Here is an 18,696-nt window from a genome sequence, read left to right on the forward strand (position 1 = left end):
CAGGGCCGTGGTTGGAGCGCCGTGGCCGGCGGGCGGCTGTTCGAGGCGGCCTGGCTGCTCGCCAGCGCGAGCGCAACGAGGGATCAGAGTCCGGAGTAGGCGTGCAGTCCCTTGAAGAACAGGTTCACCACGGTGAAGTTGAAGAGCACCGTCGAGAAGCCGATGATCGCGAGCCACGCCGACCGAGAGCCGCGCCAGCCGCGCGTCGCGCGCGCGTGGATGTACCCGGCGTAGACCACCCAGATGATGAAGGTCCACACCTCCTTGGTGTCCCAGCCCCAGTACCGACCCCACGCGGCCTCGGCCCAGATCGCGCCGGCCATGAGCGTGAACGTCCAGAGGATGAATCCGATGATGGTGACGCGATACGCGAGGTTCTCGAGCGTCGCCGAGTCGGGCAGCGTCGCGAGGAACGACTGCTTCGCCGCCTTGGCGGAGGCCACGATGGCCTCACGCCGCGACTGCAGGAGCTGCACGACCGACAGGGCGAAGCCGAGCGCGAAGAAGCCCACCGACGAGGTGGCGACGAACACGTGGATGACGAGCCACGCCGACTGCAGCGCCGGAGGCAGCGGCACGACGCTCACGTAGAAGTTCACGGTCGCCACACCGAGGAGCACGAGCACGAGGCCGGTGACGAACGTGCCGAGGAACCGCAGGTCGTGCTTCGAGACGACGAGCACGAGCAGGTAGACCGTGGTGATGACGAGCGTCCCCGTGAGCGCGAACTCGTACATGTTGGCCCACGGCACGCGCTCGGCGGCGATGCCGCGCGTGACGTCGGCGGCCAGGTGCAGCAGCCACGCGACGACCGACATCGCGACGGCGACGCGCAGTGACGGCGAGCGGCCGTAGGCGACGGATGCCCCGGACTTCACAGGTGCTCCGGGCTTCGCAGCGGGCGCAGGCGTGACCGGCGCGGCATCCGATTCCAGAGAGGCTCCGGATGCCGCGACCCCGACGACCACCGGCGCCTTCGCACCGTCGGCCGCCTTCGTCGCGGCCGCCGACCGACGCGCCAGATCGATCGCGTACGCGATGAATGCGATCGCGTACACGGCCATGGCCGAGTACACGAGGGTGATGGAGATCTGGTCGAGCGTCACTGTTCTACCTTACGTCGAAGGGTTCGCGCGGTCGTCGGCAGTTCGGGAGTGCCTGTCGGCGAAGGCCGCGACGGCCTCCTCCAGCCCGGGATCCTCGCCGCGTGCGAGGCCCGCGTACTCGAGCACCATCGTGCCGTCGGACCGGCGCGCGGCCTTCACCCACATGCGCCGGCGCGGCACGAACAGCGAGACGAGCAGTCCCGCGAGGATCAGGATCGCGAACGCGAGCACCCACCCCTGCGACGGGTCGTCGTGGATGTCGAAGCTGGCGAAACGCGAGACGCTCTGCGAATAGTCGTCGGCCGCGGCATCCGGAGCACCACCCGTTTCGGCAGACGCATCCTCGAACGTGATCGACCCGAGGCCGTCCGGCAGGTCGACGGTCTCGCCGGGCATGAGCTCGATCGAGTCCACACCCGTCGTTCCGCCCGTGAGCTGCTCCATGCCCGACGGGTCGAGCGTGTACACCGAAGTCGGGGTTCCCTCGTTGATGCCGAGGTCGCCCTGGTACACGTTGAGCGTCAGGACCGGGTAGACGAGGTCGGGGTAGCTCGACGTGTAGGCGCCCGAGCCGAGCGTGGACTGCGTGGGGTAGAAGAAGCCGACCATGCCGAGTTGCTCGTCGAGGCCGTCGGGCACCTTCACGACGCCGATCGAGGTGAGGTTCGCGTCCTGCGGCAGGAACGGCACCGAGTCCGTGAACACGACGTCGCCGTCGGGGTTCCGCACCGTGATGGTCGGCGCATACCCGTTGCCGAGCAGGTACACGTCGGTGCCGTGCACCCGAAGCGGCTCGTTGACCTTGACCACACCAGGCTCGGCCGCGCCGCCCTGCCCCTGCACCGACACGTTGGCGGTGAAGTCGATCGGCTGGCCGATGGCCTCCTGGTTCTGCGTCTCGTACACCGCGTCGAGCTCCTCGAGCTCCAGCCGGTACGGTTCGAGGTTCGCGTCGTCGAAGAAGCGGCCGGGGTTGAACGAGTCGTAGGCGGCGAGCGTGTTCACGAACGACTGGCCCTCGACCACGACCCGCTGGCCCGAGAAGCCGAAGCCGCCGCCGATGCCGACCGCGACGAGCACGCCGAGGAGCGCGGTGTGGAAGACGAGGTTGCCGGTCTCGCGAAGGTAGCCGCGCTCCGCCGACACGGATGCCTCGCCGCGCAGCTCGTAGCGCTCGACCCGGTAGCCCGACTGCTGGAGCTGCTTCGCCGCGGCGTCGATCGCGGCATCCGCCGCCGCCTCGGTGGTCGAGCCCGTCGGGACGGCGAGCGCCCGATCGGTGTATCCGGCCAACCGTGACAGTCGCGCGGGCGTGCGCGGCGGACGCGCCCGCAGCGCCTCGAAGTGATGCTTCGTGCGCGGGATGACGCAGCCGATGAGCGACACGAACAGCAGCAGGTACACGGCAGAGAACCACGCCGACGTGTAGACGTCGAACATCTGGAACGACTCCAGCACGGGCGCGAGGTCGGGGTTGTCGGCGAAGTACTGCGTGACGCCGTTCGGGTCGCTCGACCGCTGCGGCACGAGGGAGCCGGGCACCGCGGCGATCGCGAGGAGGAGCAGCAGCAGCAGCGCCGTGCGCATACTCGTCAACTGCCGCCACGCGAAGCGCAGCCAGCCCGTGAAGCCGAGCTTCGGCTGGGTCACGACGCCGTCCTGGGCCGATCGGGCGGATGCGGCATCCGTCGACCGCTCAGGAGCGTCGATGTGGTCATCGGGACGCGACAGCGCGTCGGGGTCAGATCGCGGGGACAAAGCCGGTGATCACCGCCTGCAGCTCGTACATCCAGATGCTCCAGAGGCCCGACACCATGAGCAGGCCGATCACGATGAGGAGCGCGCCGCCGATGATGTTGATGGTGCGGATGTGGCGGCGGAAGAACGCCATCGACCCCGTCACCCAGCCGAAGCCGAGGGCCACGAGCAGGAACGGGATGCCGAGGCCGATGCAGTAGGCGAGGCCGAGCAGCACCGCTCGGCCCGCCGAGGCGGAGTCGGCGCTGAGGGTGAGCACGACGGCGAGCGTCGGGCCGATGCACGGCGTCCATCCGAGGCCGAACACGATGCCGAGCAGTGGCGCGCCCGCGAGTCCGGTCGCGGGCCGCCACGTCGGCTTCACGGTGCGCTGCAGGAACGTGAACTGGCCGATGAACACGAGGCCCATGGCGATGAGCACCACGCCGAGGACGCGCGTGATGATCTCGCCGTAGGCGTTGAACCACGCTCCGGCGACACCCGCGAGCAGGTTGAACGTGACGAACACCACCGTGAACCCGGCGATGAACAGCAACACGCCGAGCACGAGTCGCCGACGGTTGCGTCGTTCCTCCGCAGCGATGGCCGAGGCATCCGTGAACCCGCCGAGGTAGCCGAGGTAGCCGGGCACGAGCGGAAGCACGCACGGCGAGAGGAACGAGACGAGTCCCGCGGCGAGCGCGATCGGCACGGCCGCGAGCAGCTGCCCGCTGAGCACGATGTCGCCGATGCCGCCCACTCCGTCGCCGCCTTCGCCCCGGGCCTACGCCTGCTCGGCGAGGAGTCCGTCGATGATCGACTCGAGGATCGACGCTTCGGTGAGCTGGCCGAGCACGCGCGCGGCGACGCGTCCGTCCTTGTCGAGCACGATCGTCGTTGGCACGGCCGCGGGCGGAACGTCGCCCGCGAAGGCGAGCTGCGCGGTGCCCGACTCGACGTCGAGGATCGATGGGTAGGTCACGCCGTAGGTCTCCTCGAAGGATGCCGCGGTGCCGGCCTGGTCGCGCACGTTGACTCCGACGAAGCTCACGCCCTGCCCGGCGAACGACTGCGACACCTCTTCGAGGATCGGCGCCTCCGCCCGGCAGGGGGCGCAGCCCGCGTACCAGAAGTTGACGACGGTGACGTCGCCGACGGTCTCGGCGGAGTCGAACGCGTCGCCGTCGACGGTCGCGCCCGAGAACTCGATGGCCTCGCCGCGCTGCGACTCGGAGAACTCCGAGATCGTGCCGTCACCGGCGATGTAGTTCTTGCCGCTGCCCTCGCGGTACTGCTCGGCGAGCGGGTCGCTCGCGCAGCCGGCGAGCAGCAGGGCGGATGCCGCGACGAGCGCGACGAGCCGACGGCGCATCACACCGCCCCCACGTCGGTCGCCTGCGCGGCGAGGCCCGCCGCCGGATCGCGGTACCCGACCTCGACGAACCGGCGACCGCGGAGCTCGAACGAGGTGATGCTCGACAGCGCGCACCGACGTCGTCGCGGGTCGTGCGCGAGCGACTTGCCCGCGACCCGGCGGTGCACCATCCAGATCGGCAGCTGGTGGCTGACGATGACGGCATCGCCGGTGGCGGTGGCATCCCACGCGTCGTGCATGGCGTTCAGCATGCGCCGCGTGATCGAGCGGAACGGCTCGCCCCAGCTCGGCTCCCACGGGTTGACGAGGAACGTCCAGTTGCGCACGTCGCGGAGCGCGGAATCGCGGCCGTGCATCTTCATCCCCTCGAAGCGGTTCTCGGGCTCGATGACGCGCTCGTCGAGCTGGGCTTCGAGATCGAAGACCTCCGCGATCGGCTCCGCCGACTGCTGGGTTCGCTGCAGCGGTGAGGAGATGAGCAGCCCGATGGGTCGGTCACGTGCGACGAGGTCGTCGGCTGCGGCCTGCGCCATCTGGCGGCCGAGGTCGGAGAGCCCGTAACCCGGGAGGCGCCCGTAGAGCACGCCCTGGGGGTTGAAGACCTCGCCATGGCGCACGAGATGGATCTGCTCGGCAGGCACGGCTCCAGTCTAGAGAGGCGTTCCCTTTGAATCCGCCGAGGGTCCGGCGTCGCGGACCGTCGGATGTCGCGAAACGACCCGCGGGTAGGATGGTCGATCGTGACCTCACGCACCCTGATCAAGAACCTCGCCGCGCTGCCCGACGGCCCTGTGTCCGTCTCCGGATGGGTCGAGACCGTGCGCGATCAGAAGAAGGTGCAGTTCATCATCCTGCGCGACGAGTCGGGTGCGGTGCAGCTCGTGAACCCGGCTGTGCGCGAGCTCGACCCCGAGGGCGTCAGCGTCGGCGCCGCCGAGGCGCTCGCGCTCACCGAGCAGATCTCGGCCCTCTCGCACGGCACGTTCCTCACCGTCACCGGAGAGCTGAAGCACGACGAGCGGGTGAAGCTCGGCGGGCTCGAGGTGAAGATCGGCTCGCTCGACGTCGTGTCCGCGGCACTCGAGACCCCGATCGCGGCCGACTCCAGCCTCGACAAGCGCATGGACTGGCGCTTCCTCGACCTGCGGCACCCGAAGCAGCACCTCATCTTCCGCATCCAGACGACGTTCGAGCACGCGCTCCGCCAGTACTGGATCGACAACGACTTCATCGAGATCCACACCCCGAAGCTCATGGCGAGCGCCTCGGAGTCGCGCGCCGAGCTCTTCTCGGTCGGCTATTTCGACACCACCGCCTACCTCGCGCAGAGCCCGCAGTTCTTCAAGCAGATGGCCCAGCCCGCCGGCTTCGGCAAGGTGTTCGAGATCGGCCCGGCCTTCCGCGCCGACCCGTCGTTCACCTCGCGGCACGCGACCGAGTTCACCTCGATCGACGCCGAGATCAGCTGGATCGACTCCCATGACGACGTCATGCGCATGCACGAGGAGCTTCTCGTCGCGGCCTTCACCGCGGTGAAGGAGAAGCACGGCGCCGAGATCGCCGAGCGCTTCGGCGTCGAACTCCAGGTGCCCACGACCCCGTTCCCGCGCATCCCCCTTGCCGAGGCCAAGCAGATCGTGGCCGACCACGGCTACGTGGTGCCGCGCGCCGACGCCGACATGGACCCCGAGGGCGAGCGCCGCATCTCGCAGTACGTCAAGGAGACGTACGCGCACGACTTCGTGTTCCTCACCGACTACGCGTCGAGCATCCGGCCGTTCTACCACATGCGGAACGCGGATGACCCGGGCCTCACGAACTCGTACGACCTCATCTACAACGGCGTCGAGATCTCGACGGGCGCACAGCGCGAGCACCGCATCGACGTGCTCATCGCCCAGGCGAAGGAGAAGGGGCTGGAGCCCGAGGAGCTCGAGTTCTATCTCGACTTCTTCCGCTACGGCGTCCCCGCGCACGGCGGTTTCGGCATGGGCCTGGCCCGCGTGCTGATGCTCATGCTCGAGGAGCACTCGATCCGCGAGACCACGTACCTGTTCCGCGGCCCGACGCGCCTGCTGCCGTAGCTCACGAGGCCGAGCGTATGGTCGAAGGGTGATCCCGACGACGACCATGGTGCACCTGCCCGGCGGCACGTTCACCATGGGCTCGGCCGAGTTCTACGCCGACGAGACCCCAGTGCACGAGCACACGGTCGACGCGTTCGACCTCGACCTGCACCCGGTCACCAACGAGCAGTTCGCCGCGTTCATCGAGGCGACGGGCTACGTCACCGTGGCCGAGCGGGAGCTCGATCCGGCCGACTTCGCGGGCGCGGATCCCGCCGACCTCGTGCCCGGCGCGCTCGTGTTCACCCCGACCGCGGGCCCCGTCGACCTGCGCGACTGGCGGCAGTGGTGGCGGTGGGTGCCAGGCGCGAGCTGGCGGCATCCGTTCGGCCCCGGGTCATCCGTCGACGACCGGCCGAGCCACCCGGTCGTGCAGGTGAGCTTCGCGGATGCCGCGGCCTACGCGGCGTGGGCCGGCACCCGTCTGCCCACCGAGGCCGAGTTCGAGTACGCCGCCCGCGGCGGCCTCGAGGGTGCACGCTTCGCCTGGGGCGACGACGAACGCCCGGGCGGCCGCCTCATGGTGAACCGCTGGCAGGGCGACTTCCCTCACCGCAACACCGGGGCCGAGGGCTGGGTCGGCACGTCACCGGTGATGACCTTCCCGCCCAACGGATTCGGCCTCTTCGACGTCACGGGCAACGTGTGGGAGTGGACGACCGACTACTACTCGCCCCGGCACGAGGTGCCCGGCGCGCTGCCGGTGGAGCCGGGCACGCGCGCGAACCTGCTCGCCGAGGCATCCGTCGAACCGGGCTCGCGGATCTCCCGCCGCGTGCTGAAAGGCGGATCGCACCTCTGCTCGCCCGACTACTGCCTGCGCTACCGGCCCGCCGCGCGCTCACCGCAGGCCGACGACACCGCCACGACCCACATCGGGTTCCGCTGCGCGCGCGACGCGGCGTGAATCAGATCCGCGGCGGGGTGCGCGTCGCCTCGGGCAGGTCGTAGACCGCGGGCCCTTCGATGCGACGACCGGATGCCTCGAAGCGCGAGCCGTGCAACGGGCAGTCCCACGTCGACTCGGCGTCGTTCCAATTCAGGACGCCGCCGAGATGCGTGCACACGGCGCGCACCGCGCAGGTGCGACCGTCGACCGTCGAGATGCCGTACGGAACCCCACCGCGGTTGACGACCGTGCCCTCGCCCTCGGCGGGCCGCACCGCGGGCGCCGGACGCCCCTGCGCCTCCGCCCAGCCCGCGGCCAGGTTGCGCACCACGCGTCCGGCCTCCACGACGCCGCGGCCGATATCGCCCGGCATCGTGATACGCGAGCCGATCACCCGCATCCAGGGGCGCCGGTCGAACCACGAGACGCCCAGGATCTCCGACGAGATGCGGATGGCGGCCGCGACGCCGTTCGTGAGTCCCCATTTGCCGTAGCCGGTGGCGACCCAGATGCGGCCACGGCCACGGGGCATCCGGCCGACGAACGGCACGAGGTTCAGCGAGTGGTAGTCCTGCGCCGCCCAGCGGTGGGTGAGTTCGGCGCCCGGGAAGTGCGCGCCCGTCCAGTCGATGAGGTCGCGCACCTTGGCTTCGGTCGACGGCTCCTGGCCCACCGGGTGGTCGTTGCCGCCGACGAGCAGCAGGCGCGGCGCCTCGGCGCCGGAGGCGCCTGCGCCCGAGACGCCCGAGACGGCCGACGGGTCCGGCGTCGTGCGGATGGTCCGCGTCGGTTCGTCCACGGAGAGGAACAGCCCGGGCGGTGGCGGGTCCTCGACGCGGTACGAGGTGAGGTAGCTGCGCGAGGCCTGGAGCTTCGAGAAGTAGAGGCCGCGATCGAGGATCGGCGTGCCGGTCGCGATGACGGCGGCATCCGCTCGGATCGGACCCTCGAGCGTCTGCACCTCGACCGGTCCGCCGGCGTGCACGCCCTCGACGCGGGCTCCCTCGATCAGCACGCCGCCCTCGGCCACGAAGGCGCGTGCCATCGCCACGGCGAGTCGGTAGGGATCGAGCCCGAGCTGCCCGGGCAGCGCGACGGCCCCCGCGAACGGGAAGCCCACCGGCATCCGATCGACCCGTCCGACCGGCAGCCCGGCCTCGAGTGCGGCATCGAACTCGCGGTCCACGGTGCGGAGGCCGTCGTCGGTCGCGGCGTAGGAGTAGGCCGTCTCCTCGCTCACCGGGACCCCGTGGTGCTGCGCGAACTCGGCGATCCACCGCTGCCCGTCGAGGTTGGCCTCGACGTACGCACGCGCGAGTCGGGCGGAATGCGAGCTGCGGATGCGGTGCAGCAACGCGCCGTGCAGCACGGTCGCCTTGCCGGTGTTCGCGCCCGTCGCGAGCGCGGCCACGTGCTTCGCCTCCAGGACGACCACCGTGAGGCCGCCGCGCACGAGCATGAGCGCCGTGGCGAGACCGGTGATGCCCGCGCCGATGACCGCGACATCGAAGTGATCCGGAGGCAGCACCGCCGCCTCGTAACGGGAGCTGGGCATCTCGTCGTCGCCGTCGCCGGGCGTGGCCGCGTCTCTCCAGAGGCTCGTCATTCGGTCAGTCAAGACCGCGCGGGCAGGGGCGGCAACGGCTTGACGGTTCCGGATGCCCCGACTACGGGCTACCCGGCCGTCACCCCGCGAGCAGCGCCGTCTTCAGGCGCACCGGGTCGATGCGCCAGTAGTTGTGCACCTCGTCGTCGATCAGGAGCACGGGGATCTCCTCCGCATACCGCGCGGCGAGTTGCTCATCGTCGAGGATGGAGCGCTCCTCGAGCCGCAGGGCAGGCGCGGCATCCGACGCCTCGACCTCGGTCATGACGGCCTGCACGACCTCGCGCGCGTCGTCGCAGAGGTGGCAGCCGGGCTTGCCGATGAGGGTCAGGCGGATGTCTCGGGTCACGCGTCCAGCCTAAGCGCCGGTGGTCGGCACGGCTTCGGGTACAGCGAAAAGCGCCAGACCAGTGGCCTGACGCTCAGCCGGTCGTGCGGAACGACTACTTCTTGTTGCGACGCTGGTGACGCGTCTTGCGCAGCAGCTTGCGGTGCTTCTTCTTCGCCATGCGCTTGCGGCGCTTCTTGATGACGGAACCCATCAGAACCTCACAGAAAGTCGAAACGGCCGCGCGTGCCGCAGCCGGAGGCCGGAAGGCCTCGGGGTAGTCTATCGGATCCGCGCAAGCGCCCCTTTCCCATGCGTTAGCGTCGAGGGATGCAGGTTACCGACCTCGTCATCCGCACGACGAACGAGGACGACTGGCGCGAGTGGCGCGAGCTCCGGCTCGAGATGCTCCGTGACACTCCGCTCGCCTACGCCGAGACCCTCGAGCATGCGCTCACGGTCGACGAGGCGGGCTGGCGCGCACGCGCCGCGCGCGGCACCTCGCCACGGCAGACGTCGATCGTCGCGATCGACGGCGAGCGCTGGGTGGGCCACATGGGCGGCTACATTCCGGATGCCACGAGCGGGCCCCTGCTCGTCGGCGTCTACGTCGCGCCCAGCCACCGTGGCGATCGGGCCGGCGTCTCCCGCCTCCTGCTCGATGCCGTGGAGCGCTGGGCGCTCGGCTACGGCGACACGCTGCGCCTCGAGGTGCATGAGGACAACCCCCGCGCGATTCGCTTCTACGAGAAGCTCGGCTTCACGCTCACCGGCCGCAGCCGCGAGTACGAGCTCGAGCCGGGCGGGCTCGAGCTGGAGATGATCAAGCCGCTGCGCTGACGGAGGGGCACGTCAGACTGGGCGCATGACCTGGCTCCTGGACCTCCTGCTCGTCGCGACCATCCTCGGCACCGGTGTCGCCGCCGGCGTCTTCACCGCCTTCTCGAGTTTCGTCACGCAGGGGCTCGACCGACTGCCCCCGGCGGATGCCGCTCGGGCCATGCGCGAGATCAACGTGACGGCCGTGCGACCGCCGTTCATGCTCGTGCTCTTCGGCACGGCGGTGCTGGCCGTGGCTGTCGGTGTGTTCGCCTTGACCGGCGCGCTCGGTGACGGCGCGTGGTGGGCGATCGCGGCCGCGGTGATCTACCTCGTCGGCGCGATCGGCGTCACGGGCGGCGCCAACGTTCCGCGCAACAACCGCCTCGCGGCGGCGTCCACCGGCGACACGTCGGCGCTGGTCGCGGCATGGGGGGAGTTCCGCCCGGGCTGGCAGGCGTGGAACCACGTGCGGTCGCTCGCGTGCGCAGCGGCGTGCGTGGGGTTCATCGTGACGCTGCTCGTGCGCTGAGGCAGTCGGGGGCTACTTGCGCTTCTTCGAAGCGACGACCGTCGTCACCTGATGGGCGGTCTCGGCGAAGGCCTTGCCGATCGCCGACGCGAACGCGCGCTGTTCCTCGTTGAGCGACGTGGCCTCGGCTTCGGCGCCGGCGAGGGTGGCGGCATCCGCTGCGGCATCCGACGACACGAACGGGATGAGCCAGTCCTCGAGCACCTCGAGCGGCCCTCGGTCGAGGTGGTAGTAGCGGTGCTGGCCCTCCTCGCGCACGCCGACGAGACCCGCCTCGCGGAGCACCTTCAGGTGCTTGGAGACCGTGGGCTGGCTGAGCCCCAGGGTCGACACGATCTCGGAGACGCTGATCTCGCCGCCCGACTGCGGAGCTGCAGTCTCCCGGTCGAGGAGCACGGCGAGGATGTCGCGCCGCGTCGTATCCGCCACCACGTCGAAGATGTCCGCCATGCGACAAGGCTAGTCACTCATGGCGGGGAGTACCATGACTCACGCGATCGGTGACGGCACGTGAGGGGGCTCGATGCGCGCACAGCCGATGGGCCGCGGCGGACGAGGCGACCAGCGGTCCTGGCTGGGACGCGTTCGCGACGCCATCGACGGCCTCGTGCGCAGCTCGCCCGCTCGATTCGCGATCCTCGTGTTCGCGGGCCTCATCGCCATCACGACGGCGCTGCTCAGCCTGCCGATCGCACGGGCAGGCACCGCGACCGGCGGCACGCCGCTGCACGACGCGTTCTTCACCGCGGTCTCGACGATCTGCGTCACCGGCCTCACCACGGTCGACATGGCGACCCACTGGTCGCCCTTCGGCAACGCGGTGATCTTCATCGGCATGAACATCGGCGGCATGGGCGTGTTGACGCTCGCGTCGATCCTCGGACTCGTCGTCTCGCGACGACTCGGCCTACGGGCGAAGCTCATCGCCGCGAGCGACACCAATCCGTCTCGGGTCCACGCCGGGCCCGTCGCGGAACGCCAGGCCGTGCGCCTGGGCGAGGTGGGCGGGCTGCTCACGACGGTCGCGGTGAGCACCCTCTCGATCGAGGCGGTGATCATGCTCGGCATGATCCCGAGCGTGCTCGCGCAGGGCTACGACCTCGGCACGAGCATCTGGTACTCGGCGTACTACTCGGTGAGCGCCTTCACGAACACCGGCTTCGCCCCGAATGCGATGGGGCCCGTCGAGTTCTTCGACGATTACTGGTTCCAGTCCCTCATGATGCTCGCCGTGTTCCTCGGCAGCCTCGGGTTCCCCGTGATCTTCGCGCTGCTGCGTACGTGGCGGATTCCCCACCGCTGGAGCGTGCACGTGAAGCTGACGCTCACGACCACGGTGGTGCTCTGGTTCGCCGGAGCCCTCACGTTCCTCGTCCTGGAGTACGACAACCCTCGGACCTACGGCCGGTTCGGCTTCGGCCAGACGCTCTTCGAGGCGTTCTTCATGTCCACCATGACCCGCTCGGGAGGGTTCGCCACGATCGACATGGCGGAGCTCTACGGATCGAGCCTGCTCGTCACCGACATGCTCATGTTCGTCGGCGGCGGCTCCGCGTCGACGGCCGGCGGCATCAAGGTGACCACGCTCGCCGTGTTGTTCCTCGCCGCCTACGCGGAGGCCAAGGGTGCCCCGGCGATGGAGGCCTTCGGGCGGCGCATTCCCCGAGACATGCTGCGGCTGTCGGTGAGCGTCGTGCTCTGGGGCGCCACCATCGTCGCCGTCTCCACCGTGGTCATCACCCAGATCAGCAAGCAGCCCCTCGACTTCGTGCTGTTCGACGTGATCTCGGGCTTCGCGACCTGCGGACTGTCGACCGGGATCACCGCCGACCTGCCCCCAGAGGGCAAGTACGTGATGGCCGTCACCATGTTCATGGGGCGGGTTGGTACAGTGACACTCGCCGCAGCACTGGCGGCCAGCCAGCGCCGGCAGTTGTTCAAGCGTCCGGAAGAGAGGCCCATCGTTGGTTGATCGGATCAAGCACGACGCGCCGGTGCTCGTCATCGGCCTCGGGCGTTTCGGTGCGGCGACCGCCGGCCAGCTCGACCGCCTCGGCCGCGAGGTGCTCGCGGTCGACGACGACGAGGCGCTCGTGCAGAAGTGGGCCGAGCGGGTGACCCACGCCGTGGTCGCCGACGCGCGGTCGATCGAGGCGCTGCAGCAGATCGGCGCCCAGGACTTCTCCATCGCCGTCTGCGCCGTCGGCTCGTCGATCGAGGCATCCGTGCTCATCACCGCGAACCTCGTCGACCTCAGGATCCCGCAGATCTGGGCGAAGGCGATCTCGCAGTCGCACGGCAAGATCCTCGAGCGCATCGGCGCGAACCACGTCATCTACCCCGAACGGGAGGCCGGCGAGCGCACGGCGCACCTCGTCAGCGGCCGCATGCTCGACTTCATCGAGTTCGACGACGACTTCGCGCTCGTGAAGATGTACCCGCCGAAGCCGATCCGCGGCAAGACGCTCAGCGAGTCGGGGGTGCGCCGACTGCACCGCGTGACCGTGGTCGGCGTCAAGAGTCCCGGCAAGCCGTTCACGTACGCGACCGAGAAGACCGTCGTCACGAACCGCGACCTCATCATCGTCACGGGCACCGAGGGCGACATCGAGAAGTTCGCGGCGCTCGAGTAGCGCGCGGCTCAGCCCGCCAGCATGATCGCGAGGCTCACGAGTCCTGCGATGCCCGCGATGGCGAGCAGGACGAGTCCCACGAGGCGCACCGCGCGTCGACCTCCGGGCGGCTCGTGGAGGCGGAGGCGATCGGGCTCGCGCTCCTTGTAGAAGGCGCGCTCCTCCTCGGCGTCGACGACGTGTGCGCGCTCGTCCTCGCTGAGTCGGCGCTGGTGGAACGCCCCTTCGGCGAACCACCGCACCGTGCTGCCGTGCTCCTGGTCGACCACCACCGCGTCGGTTGCCAGCCACCGGCCATCGGCCAGACGGATGACGAGGGCGATGAGGAGGCAGGCGAGGGACCCCCCGAGGGCGATCCAGCCGATCACTTCGGCCACGGTCGCGACCAGCTCCGCTGCATCCATACGATCACGGTAGCGAACCCGATGCCTCGGAGTGGACGTGCCGTTGGTCCCGACGTCGTGCATGGGGTGGGCGTAGCGTCACGCGCATGAACAGCGTGATCAGCTGCAGGGGGCTCGAGAAGCGATTCGGACGCACCGCCGCGCTCGACGGCCTGGACCTCGAGGTCGGCCCCGGTGAGATCCACGGATTCCTCGGCCCGAACGGCGCGGGGAAGTCGACGACCCTCCGCATCGTGCTCGGGCTCGCCCGCGCGAGCGGCGGAACGGTGACCCTGTTCGGGCGCGACCCCTGGTCCGAGGCGGCAGCACTGCATCGCCGCCTCGCGTACGTGCCGGGCGACGTCACCCTGTGGCCGAGCCTCACCGGCGGCGAGGCCATCGACCTGATCGCCAGGCTCCGCGGGGGCACCGCCGACCGCAGGGCGTACGCCGAGCGCAGGGCCCGGCTCATCGACGCCTTCCAGTTCGACGCGCGGGTCAGGGGCCGGGCGTACTCGAAGGGCAACCGGCAGAAGGTCGCGCTGATCGCCGCCTTCTCGACGCCGGCCGAGCTCTACCTGCTCGACGAGCCGACGAGCGGTCTGGATCCGCTGATGGAGGTCGTGTTCAATCGCGAGATCGACCGGGTGACGAAGGAGGGCGCCACCGTCCTGCTGTCGAGCCATCTCCTGGCGGAGGTCGAGGAGCTCTGCGACCGGGTGAGCATCATCCGGTCGGGCCGCCTCGTGGAGTCGGGCACGCTCACCGAGCTTCGGCACCTGACGCGTTCGTCGGTCGCCTTCGTGCACGTGCCTGGGCAGGAGGCCCGCATCGCGGCCATCGACGGCGTGCACGACCTCGTCGTGGACAGCGGCCGGGTGCGCTTCACCGCAGACAGCGATCGGATCGCGGGCGTGCTGCCCGAGCTGGGGCTGCTCGAGGTGCAGGGCCTCACCGTCGCACCGCCGTCGCTCGAGGACCTGTTCCTCCGGCACTACGGCGACGATCCCGCCCTGATGGGGGTGAAGGCACGATCGTGAGCCTGCTCGGGGTACTGCTGCGACAATGCGTGCGCCGCGACCGGGTGCAGCTCGCCCTCTGGATCGTCGGGACCGCCGCGCTGGCGCTCATGGCGACGACGGCAGTGACGACGACATTCGGCGACCTCGCCGAACGCGAGGGGATCCTGCGGCTGACGACGGTGGCGCCCGCCATCCTCATGTTCCGCGGCACGCCGAACGGTGCCGAGGTGGGCCCGTTCGCGTTCTTCCTCATGTGCGCCATCCTCGGCGTGCTCGCAGGACTCATGAGCACGTTCCTCGCGGTCCGCCACACGCGCGGCGACGAGGAGGCGGGTCGCGCCGAACTCGTCGCGTCGACGCCGGCATCCCGACTGCTGCCGACGACGGCGACCGTGATCCACGGCGTGCTGGTGAACGCCGTGCTCGGTCTGGCCATCGCGGTGGCGTTCCTCGTGAGCGGGTTGGAGCCGCGAGGGGCGTTCGTCGCCGGCGCGGCGATCGCCGCCTGCGGGGTGGCCTTCCTGTCGACCGGTCTCGTGTTCGCACAGCTCTTCCGCTCGTCGCGCGCGGCCAACGCGGCGGGAGTCGCCGCGGTCATCGCGGCATACTTCGTGCGCGGCATCGGCGACGCCGCGGGTGAGCCGTCCGATGACGGGTTGCACCGGACACCGCTGTGGATCAGCTGGCTCTCGCCGATCGGATGGGCACAGCGCACCGGCGCGTTCGCCGAGGACGACCTCGCGCCGCTCCTCGTCTCGCTCGGTTTCGCCGCGGTGCTCGTCGCGCTCGTGTACGCGTTCCAGTCGGCGCGCGACAGCGGGGCGAGCGTGCTCCCCGGGCTCCGCGGACGCGACCGCGCCGGGCCGCTGCTGTCGGGTTCCCTCGGTCTGGCGTTGAAGCTCAGCACGGGAGCGGTGCTCTCCTGGGCCGCCGGCGCCGCCGTCATGGGCGCCCTCGCCACGTCGCTCACGCCGTTGGTCGACGAGATCGGATCCGACGTACCGGAGGTAGCGCTACGGCTGCAGCAGCTGGCCGGCGCCGGCGCGAGCCTCGAGGAGGCGCTCACGACGACGTTCTTCAGCGTGATCGGCATCCTGGCGTCGGCCTGCGCGCTGCAGCTGATCATGCGCGCTCGCCAGGAGGAGGGGCACGGGACGGCGGAGACGGTGCTGGCGACGCCCGTACCCCGACAGCGGTGGATCGCCGAGCACGGCGCAGTCGCGCTCCTCGGTGTCGTCGTCGTGATCGGCGTGGCGATGCTCGGTGCCTTCGCGGGCGCGCGATCGGCCGACGACTCGGCCGGGATGTCCCTGGATGCCGCCCAGGCGGCGGTCGCACAGTTGCCGGCGGTGCTCGTCTACCTCGGGCTCGGACTGCTGCTGTTCGTGCTCGTTCCCCGGGTGATGATCGGGGTCGCGTGGGCCGCGCTCACGCTCGGCGCGTTCTTCGGCGTGTTCGGCGAGCTCCTCGGGCTGCCCGACTGGGTGCACGACCTGTCGCCGTTCGCCCACTCCCCTGTGCCGATCGGCGACGACGTCGACTGGACGGGAGGCATCTGGATGCTCGCCATCGCTGCGGTCGCCATCGGCGTCGCGATCGTCGCGATGCGACGACGTGAGCTCGTCGCAGCCGGCTGATGCCGTCCGTGGCGTACCCGCGCTGGCGGCTCGAACCCGGGTGCCCGTGCGTGGCCCGGCGTCAGGCGCCGGCGGCGAGCTCCCGGGCGCGTGCGAGCGCGGCATCCGTCGCCCGGTCGAAGACCTGCTTCAGGTTCGCCCCCTCGAGCACTGCAACCGCGCGTTCGGTGGTGCCCTTGGGGCTCGTCACCCGGCGGCGCAGCTCGGCGGGGTCGTCGTCGGATGCCGCGAGCAGCTCGCTCGCCCCACGGAACGTGCCCTGCACCATGAGCGCCGCCTGCTCGGGCGTGAAGCCCTTGTCGATCGCCGTGGCCGTGAGCTGCTCGATGAGGAAGAACACGTACGCGGGGCCCGAGCCCGAGATCGTCGACAGTGCGTCGAGCTGCGACTCGGGCACGACGAGCACGTCGCCGACGGTGCCGAACATCGACACGGCGAGCGCGAGGTCGTCGTCGCTCGAGCGCGTGCCGGCCGAGACGCCGGTGACCGCGCGCCCGACGACCGCCGGTGTGTTCGGCATCGAACGGATGACGGCGACGTGCTCGGGCAGCAGCGACTCGAACGTCGCCACCGTCACGCCGGCGGCGACCGAGACCACGACGGTGCCGGGCTCGAGCGAATCCGCGATCTCGCGCAGCAGGTCGGGCACCATGGCGGGCTTCACCGCGACCACGACGAGGCCCGCGCCGGCGACGGCGGCACGGTTCGCCGCGGCATCCGTCTCGGTCGCCGACGACGTGACCCCGGGCAGGTCGGCCAGTTCGGCCGCGCGGGCTGCCGACCGGTTGGTGGCGCGGATGCCGCCGTCGATCTCGATGCCCGGCTGGAGGAGCCCGGACAGAATGGCGCGGGCCATCGACCCGGCCCCGAGGAAGGCGATCGCAGGCAGCTTCACGGGCGTTTCGACTGGCATGCGACCATCCTAGGAGCGGCCCGCGCAAGCCCCCCGGACGAGCACGTCGCAGTGGGCGCGGCCATTCTAGGATTGCCCCATGAGCGCATCCGGCGGAACCAAGGCCATCATGGCGGCATTCCTCGCGAACTCGGGCATCGCCCTCACGAAGTTCATCGCGTGGTTCTTCTCGGGCTCGGCTTCGATGCTCGCCGAGGCCGTGCACTCGGTGGCGGATGCCGGCAATCAGCTGCTGCTCATCCTCGGTGGGCGGCAGGCGAAGAAGAAGGCCGACCAGGAGCATCCGTTCGGCTACGGCCGCGAACGGTACGTGTACGCGTTCGTCGTCGCGATCATCCTGTTCTCCGTCGGCGGCATCTTCTCGATCTACGAGGGCGTCGACAAGCTGCAGCACCCGCACGAGCTCGAGAACTGGTGGCTGCCGCTGCTCGTGCTCTCCATCGCGATCGTGCTCGAGTCGTTCTCGCTCCGCACGGCCGTGGTGGAGTCGAACCACGTGCGCGGCAAGCAGAGCTGGGTGCAGTTCGTGCGGCACGCGAAGGCGCCCGAACTCCCGGTCGTGCTGCTCGAGGACATCGCGGCCCTGCTCGGGCTCGTGTTCGCGTTCATCGCCGTGAGCCTGACCGTGCTGACCGACAACCCCCTGTTCGACGCGATCGGCACGCTCATGATCGGTATCCTCCTGATCGTCGTGGCGATCGTCCTCGGCATCGAGACGAAGAGCCTCCTCGTCGGCGAGGGCGCGACCGTGGCCGACCACGGCAAGATCGAGCGGGCCATCCTCGCGGGCCCCGAGGCCGACCGCATCATCCACATGAAGACCCTCTACCTCGGACCCGATGAACTGCTCGTCGCCGCGAAGGTGGGCTTCCACGGCGACCAGCGCCTGCTCGAGGTCTCGACCGCGACGAACGTCATCGAGCAGCGCATCCGCGAGGCGGTGCCCGCCGCCCGCGTCATCTACGTGGAGCCCGACGTGTACGTCGATCCGGCTGCGGCTGCTCCCCCGACCGACGCGATCGTCATCAAGGGCCTGGAGTGACGCGCAGCTCGCGGGTGGAGTAGCTGCGCTGCCCGGCGACCACGTGGCGGGTCTCGCCGCTCAGGCCGGCGGCCGGCGCAGCGGATCCTCGAAGAAGGTCCGCAGCAGGCGAGCGGATGCGTCGGCATCGACCCCTGCGAACACCTCGACCTGGTGGTTGAGCCGCCGGTCGCGCAGCACGTCGTAGAGCGAACCTGCCGCGCCGGCCTTGTCGTCCCAGGCTCCGAACACGACCGTCGCGACCCGCGCCGAGACGATCGCGCCCGCGCACATCACGCACGGCTCGAGCGTGACGACGAGGGTGCAGTCGGTGAGGCGCCAGTCGCCGGATGCCTCGGCCGCATCGCGCAGGGCGAGCACCTCGGCGTGAGCGGTCGGGTCGCCGGTGAGCTCCCGCTCGTTGCGCCTCGCGGCGATCACGACCCCGTCGCCGTTCACGACGATCGCGCCGACGGGCACGTCGCGAGTGTCGGGCGCCTGCTCGGCCTCGGCGAGTGCGAGCCGCATCCATTCGCGGTGGATCGGCAACTCCACTGGCACTCCCTCCG

General features: G+C 70.2%; 21 protein-coding genes. 9 read left to right on the forward strand and 12 right to left on the reverse strand.

Annotation, left to right across the window (positions count from 1 at the left end):
• Positions 1-83: 83 nt before the first annotated feature.
• Genes ccsB through AB0K73_RS18935 form a run of 5 tightly spaced genes read right to left on the reverse strand, consistent with a single transcriptional unit; the run spans position 84 to position 4,859 of the window.
• Positions 84-1,064, reverse strand: coding sequence for a c-type cytochrome biogenesis protein CcsB (ccsB, locus tag AB0K73_RS18915; protein WP_360518366.1), 981 nt, complete (start codon positions 1,062-1,064; stop codon positions 84-86).
• 51 nt (positions 1,065-1,115) lie between these two features.
• A complete protein-coding gene (locus tag AB0K73_RS18920) occupies positions 1,116-2,837 on the reverse strand; it encodes a cytochrome c biogenesis protein ResB (RefSeq protein WP_360518369.1) in 1,722 nt (573 codons plus the stop codon).
• A gap of 10 nt (positions 2,838-2,847) precedes the next feature.
• Complete coding sequence (locus tag AB0K73_RS18925) at positions 2,848-3,603, reverse strand: cytochrome c biogenesis protein CcdA (protein WP_360518251.1); 756 nt, start codon at positions 3,601-3,603, stop codon at positions 2,848-2,850.
• 24 nt (positions 3,604-3,627) lie between these two features.
• Positions 3,628-4,215, reverse strand: coding sequence for a TlpA disulfide reductase family protein (locus AB0K73_RS18930; protein WP_360518254.1), 588 nt, complete (start codon positions 4,213-4,215; stop codon positions 3,628-3,630).
• On the reverse strand, positions 4,215-4,859 hold the full coding sequence (locus tag AB0K73_RS18935) for a histidine phosphatase family protein (RefSeq protein WP_360518257.1): 645 nt from the start codon (positions 4,857-4,859) through the stop codon (positions 4,215-4,217). The genes AB0K73_RS18930 and AB0K73_RS18935 overlap by 1 nt, the downstream gene beginning before the upstream one ends.
• Before the next feature lie 99 nt (positions 4,860-4,958).
• On the opposite strand from AB0K73_RS18935, the gene aspS reads away from it, so the two are divergent.
• The gene (gene aspS, locus AB0K73_RS18940; RefSeq protein ID WP_360518260.1) at positions 4,959-6,302 is read left to right on the forward strand and encodes an aspartate--tRNA(Asn) ligase; all 1,344 of its coding nucleotides are present in this window, start codon (positions 4,959-4,961) and stop codon (positions 6,300-6,302) included.
• A gap of 46 nt (positions 6,303-6,348) precedes the next feature.
• Positions 6,349-7,251, forward strand: coding sequence for a formylglycine-generating enzyme family protein (locus AB0K73_RS18945; protein WP_360518372.1), 903 nt, complete (start codon positions 6,349-6,351; stop codon positions 7,249-7,251).
• Between the two features lies 1 nt (position 7,252).
• Here the strand turns inward: AB0K73_RS18945 and AB0K73_RS18950 are convergent, their stop codons facing one another.
• The 3 genes from AB0K73_RS18950 to AB0K73_RS18960 all read right to left on the reverse strand — a co-directional run bounded on the left by AB0K73_RS18950 (position 7,253) and on the right by AB0K73_RS18960 (position 9,381).
• On the reverse strand, positions 7,253-8,839 hold the full coding sequence (locus tag AB0K73_RS18950; protein ID WP_360518263.1) for an FAD-dependent oxidoreductase: 1,587 nt from the start codon (positions 8,837-8,839) through the stop codon (positions 7,253-7,255).
• Positions 8,840-8,918: 79 nt separating this feature from the next.
• A complete protein-coding gene (locus AB0K73_RS18955; protein ID WP_360518266.1) occupies positions 8,919-9,188 on the reverse strand; it encodes a glutaredoxin family protein in 270 nt (89 codons plus the stop codon).
• Between the two features lie 94 nt (positions 9,189-9,282).
• Positions 9,283-9,381, reverse strand: coding sequence for an AURKAIP1/COX24 domain-containing protein (locus AB0K73_RS18960; protein WP_003792170.1), 99 nt, complete (start codon positions 9,379-9,381; stop codon positions 9,283-9,285).
• Positions 9,382-9,497: 116 nt separating this feature from the next.
• Here AB0K73_RS18960 and AB0K73_RS18965 point away from each other — a divergent pair, with 116 nt between their 5' ends.
• Positions 9,498-10,007 carry a GNAT family N-acetyltransferase gene (locus tag AB0K73_RS18965; protein ID WP_360518269.1) on the forward strand — a complete coding sequence of 170 codons (510 nt, stop codon included), beginning with the start codon at positions 9,498-9,500 and terminating at the stop codon, positions 10,005-10,007.
• A 25-nt stretch (positions 10,008-10,032) separates the two neighbouring features.
• Entirely contained in the window at positions 10,033-10,518 is a 486-nt protein-coding gene (locus AB0K73_RS18970) for an anthrone oxygenase family protein (protein WP_360518272.1), read from the forward strand.
• 12 nt (positions 10,519-10,530) lie between these two features.
• Here AB0K73_RS18970 and AB0K73_RS18975 read toward each other — a convergent pair whose 3' ends face one another.
• Positions 10,531-10,968, reverse strand: a complete 438-nt coding sequence (locus AB0K73_RS18975) for a metalloregulator ArsR/SmtB family transcription factor (protein WP_360518275.1) — start codon at positions 10,966-10,968, stop codon at positions 10,531-10,533.
• Positions 10,969-11,041: 73 nt separating this feature from the next.
• On the opposite strand from AB0K73_RS18975, the gene AB0K73_RS18980 reads away from it, so the two are divergent.
• Positions 11,042-12,490 carry a potassium transporter TrkG gene (locus AB0K73_RS18980; RefSeq protein WP_360518278.1) on the forward strand — a complete coding sequence of 483 codons (1,449 nt, stop codon included), beginning with the start codon at positions 11,042-11,044 and terminating at the stop codon, positions 12,488-12,490.
• Positions 12,483-13,151: a TrkA family potassium uptake protein gene (locus AB0K73_RS18985; protein WP_360518281.1), complete on the forward strand. Its 669-nt coding sequence runs from the start codon at positions 12,483-12,485 to the stop codon at positions 13,149-13,151. Before AB0K73_RS18980 ends, AB0K73_RS18985 begins: the two co-directional genes overlap by 8 nt.
• Before the next feature lie 8 nt (positions 13,152-13,159).
• Here AB0K73_RS18985 and AB0K73_RS18990 read toward each other — a convergent pair whose 3' ends face one another.
• Entirely contained in the window at positions 13,160-13,555 is a 396-nt protein-coding gene (locus AB0K73_RS18990) for a hypothetical protein (RefSeq protein WP_360518284.1), read from the reverse strand.
• Positions 13,556-13,641: 86 nt separating this feature from the next.
• Between AB0K73_RS18990 and AB0K73_RS18995 the strand changes: the two genes are divergently transcribed.
• Positions 13,642-14,574: an ABC transporter ATP-binding protein gene (locus AB0K73_RS18995; protein ID WP_360518287.1), complete on the forward strand. Its 933-nt coding sequence runs from the start codon at positions 13,642-13,644 to the stop codon at positions 14,572-14,574.
• Positions 14,571-16,193 carry a polyketide antibiotic transporter gene (locus tag AB0K73_RS19000; RefSeq protein ID WP_360518290.1) on the forward strand — a complete coding sequence of 541 codons (1,623 nt, stop codon included), beginning with the start codon at positions 14,571-14,573 and terminating at the stop codon, positions 16,191-16,193. The genes AB0K73_RS18995 and AB0K73_RS19000 overlap by 4 nt, the downstream gene beginning before the upstream one ends.
• 61 nt (positions 16,194-16,254) lie before the next feature.
• Here AB0K73_RS19000 and proC read toward each other — a convergent pair whose 3' ends face one another.
• Positions 16,255-17,106, reverse strand: coding sequence for a pyrroline-5-carboxylate reductase (gene proC, locus AB0K73_RS19005; RefSeq protein WP_360518293.1), 852 nt, complete (start codon positions 17,104-17,106; stop codon positions 16,255-16,257).
• Positions 17,107-17,185: 79 nt separating this feature from the next.
• On the opposite strand from proC, the gene AB0K73_RS19010 reads away from it, so the two are divergent.
• A complete protein-coding gene (locus AB0K73_RS19010; protein WP_360518296.1) occupies positions 17,186-18,148 on the forward strand; it encodes a cation diffusion facilitator family transporter in 963 nt (320 codons plus the stop codon).
• Between the two features lie 60 nt (positions 18,149-18,208).
• Here AB0K73_RS19010 and tadA read toward each other — a convergent pair whose 3' ends face one another.
• Positions 18,209-18,655: a tRNA adenosine(34) deaminase TadA gene (gene tadA / locus AB0K73_RS19015; protein ID WP_360518375.1), complete on the reverse strand. Its 447-nt coding sequence runs from the start codon at positions 18,653-18,655 to the stop codon at positions 18,209-18,211.
• Positions 18,656-18,696 lie beyond the last annotated feature (41 nt).

This window comes from Agromyces sp. NPDC052230, assembly GCF_040679595.1.
Lineage (GTDB): Bacteria > Actinomycetota > Actinomycetes > Actinomycetales > Microbacteriaceae > Agromyces.

Bases quoted from the DNA above. Each gene is read 5' to 3' on its own strand.
- AB0K73_RS18965 (WP_360518269.1), top strand. From the start codon at position 9,498: ATGCAGGTTACCGACCTCGTCATCCGCACGACGAACGAGGACGACTGG.
- tadA (WP_360518375.1), bottom strand. From the start codon at position 18,655: ATGCGGCTCGCACTCGCCGAGGCCGAGCAGGCGCCCGACACTCGCGAC.
- AB0K73_RS18930 (WP_360518254.1), bottom strand. From the start codon at position 4,215: ATGCGCCGTCGGCTCGTCGCGCTCGTCGCGGCATCCGCCCTGCTGCTC.
- AB0K73_RS18990 (WP_360518284.1), bottom strand. From the start codon at position 13,555: ATGGATGCAGCGGAGCTGGTCGCGACCGTGGCCGAAGTGATCGGCTGG.
- AB0K73_RS18980 (WP_360518278.1), top strand. From the start codon at position 11,042: ATGCGCGCACAGCCGATGGGCCGCGGCGGACGAGGCGACCAGCGGTCC.
- AB0K73_RS18960 (WP_003792170.1), bottom strand. From the start codon at position 9,381: ATGGGTTCCGTCATCAAGAAGCGCCGCAAGCGCATGGCGAAGAAGAAG.
- AB0K73_RS19010 (WP_360518296.1), top strand. From the start codon at position 17,186: ATGAGCGCATCCGGCGGAACCAAGGCCATCATGGCGGCATTCCTCGCG.
- proC (WP_360518293.1), bottom strand. From the start codon at position 17,106: ATGCCAGTCGAAACGCCCGTGAAGCTGCCTGCGATCGCCTTCCTCGGG.
- AB0K73_RS18975 (WP_360518275.1), bottom strand. From the start codon at position 10,968: ATGGCGGACATCTTCGACGTGGTGGCGGATACGACGCGGCGCGACATC.
- ccsB (WP_360518366.1), bottom strand. From the start codon at position 1,064: ATGGCCGTGTACGCGATCGCATTCATCGCGTACGCGATCGATCTGGCG.
- AB0K73_RS18950 (WP_360518263.1), bottom strand. From the start codon at position 8,839: ATGACGAGCCTCTGGAGAGACGCGGCCACGCCCGGCGACGGCGACGAC.
- AB0K73_RS18970 (WP_360518272.1), top strand. From the start codon at position 10,033: ATGACCTGGCTCCTGGACCTCCTGCTCGTCGCGACCATCCTCGGCACC.
- AB0K73_RS18995 (WP_360518287.1), top strand. From the start codon at position 13,642: ATGAACAGCGTGATCAGCTGCAGGGGGCTCGAGAAGCGATTCGGACGC.
- AB0K73_RS18945 (WP_360518372.1), top strand. From the start codon at position 6,349: ATGGTGCACCTGCCCGGCGGCACGTTCACCATGGGCTCGGCCGAGTTC.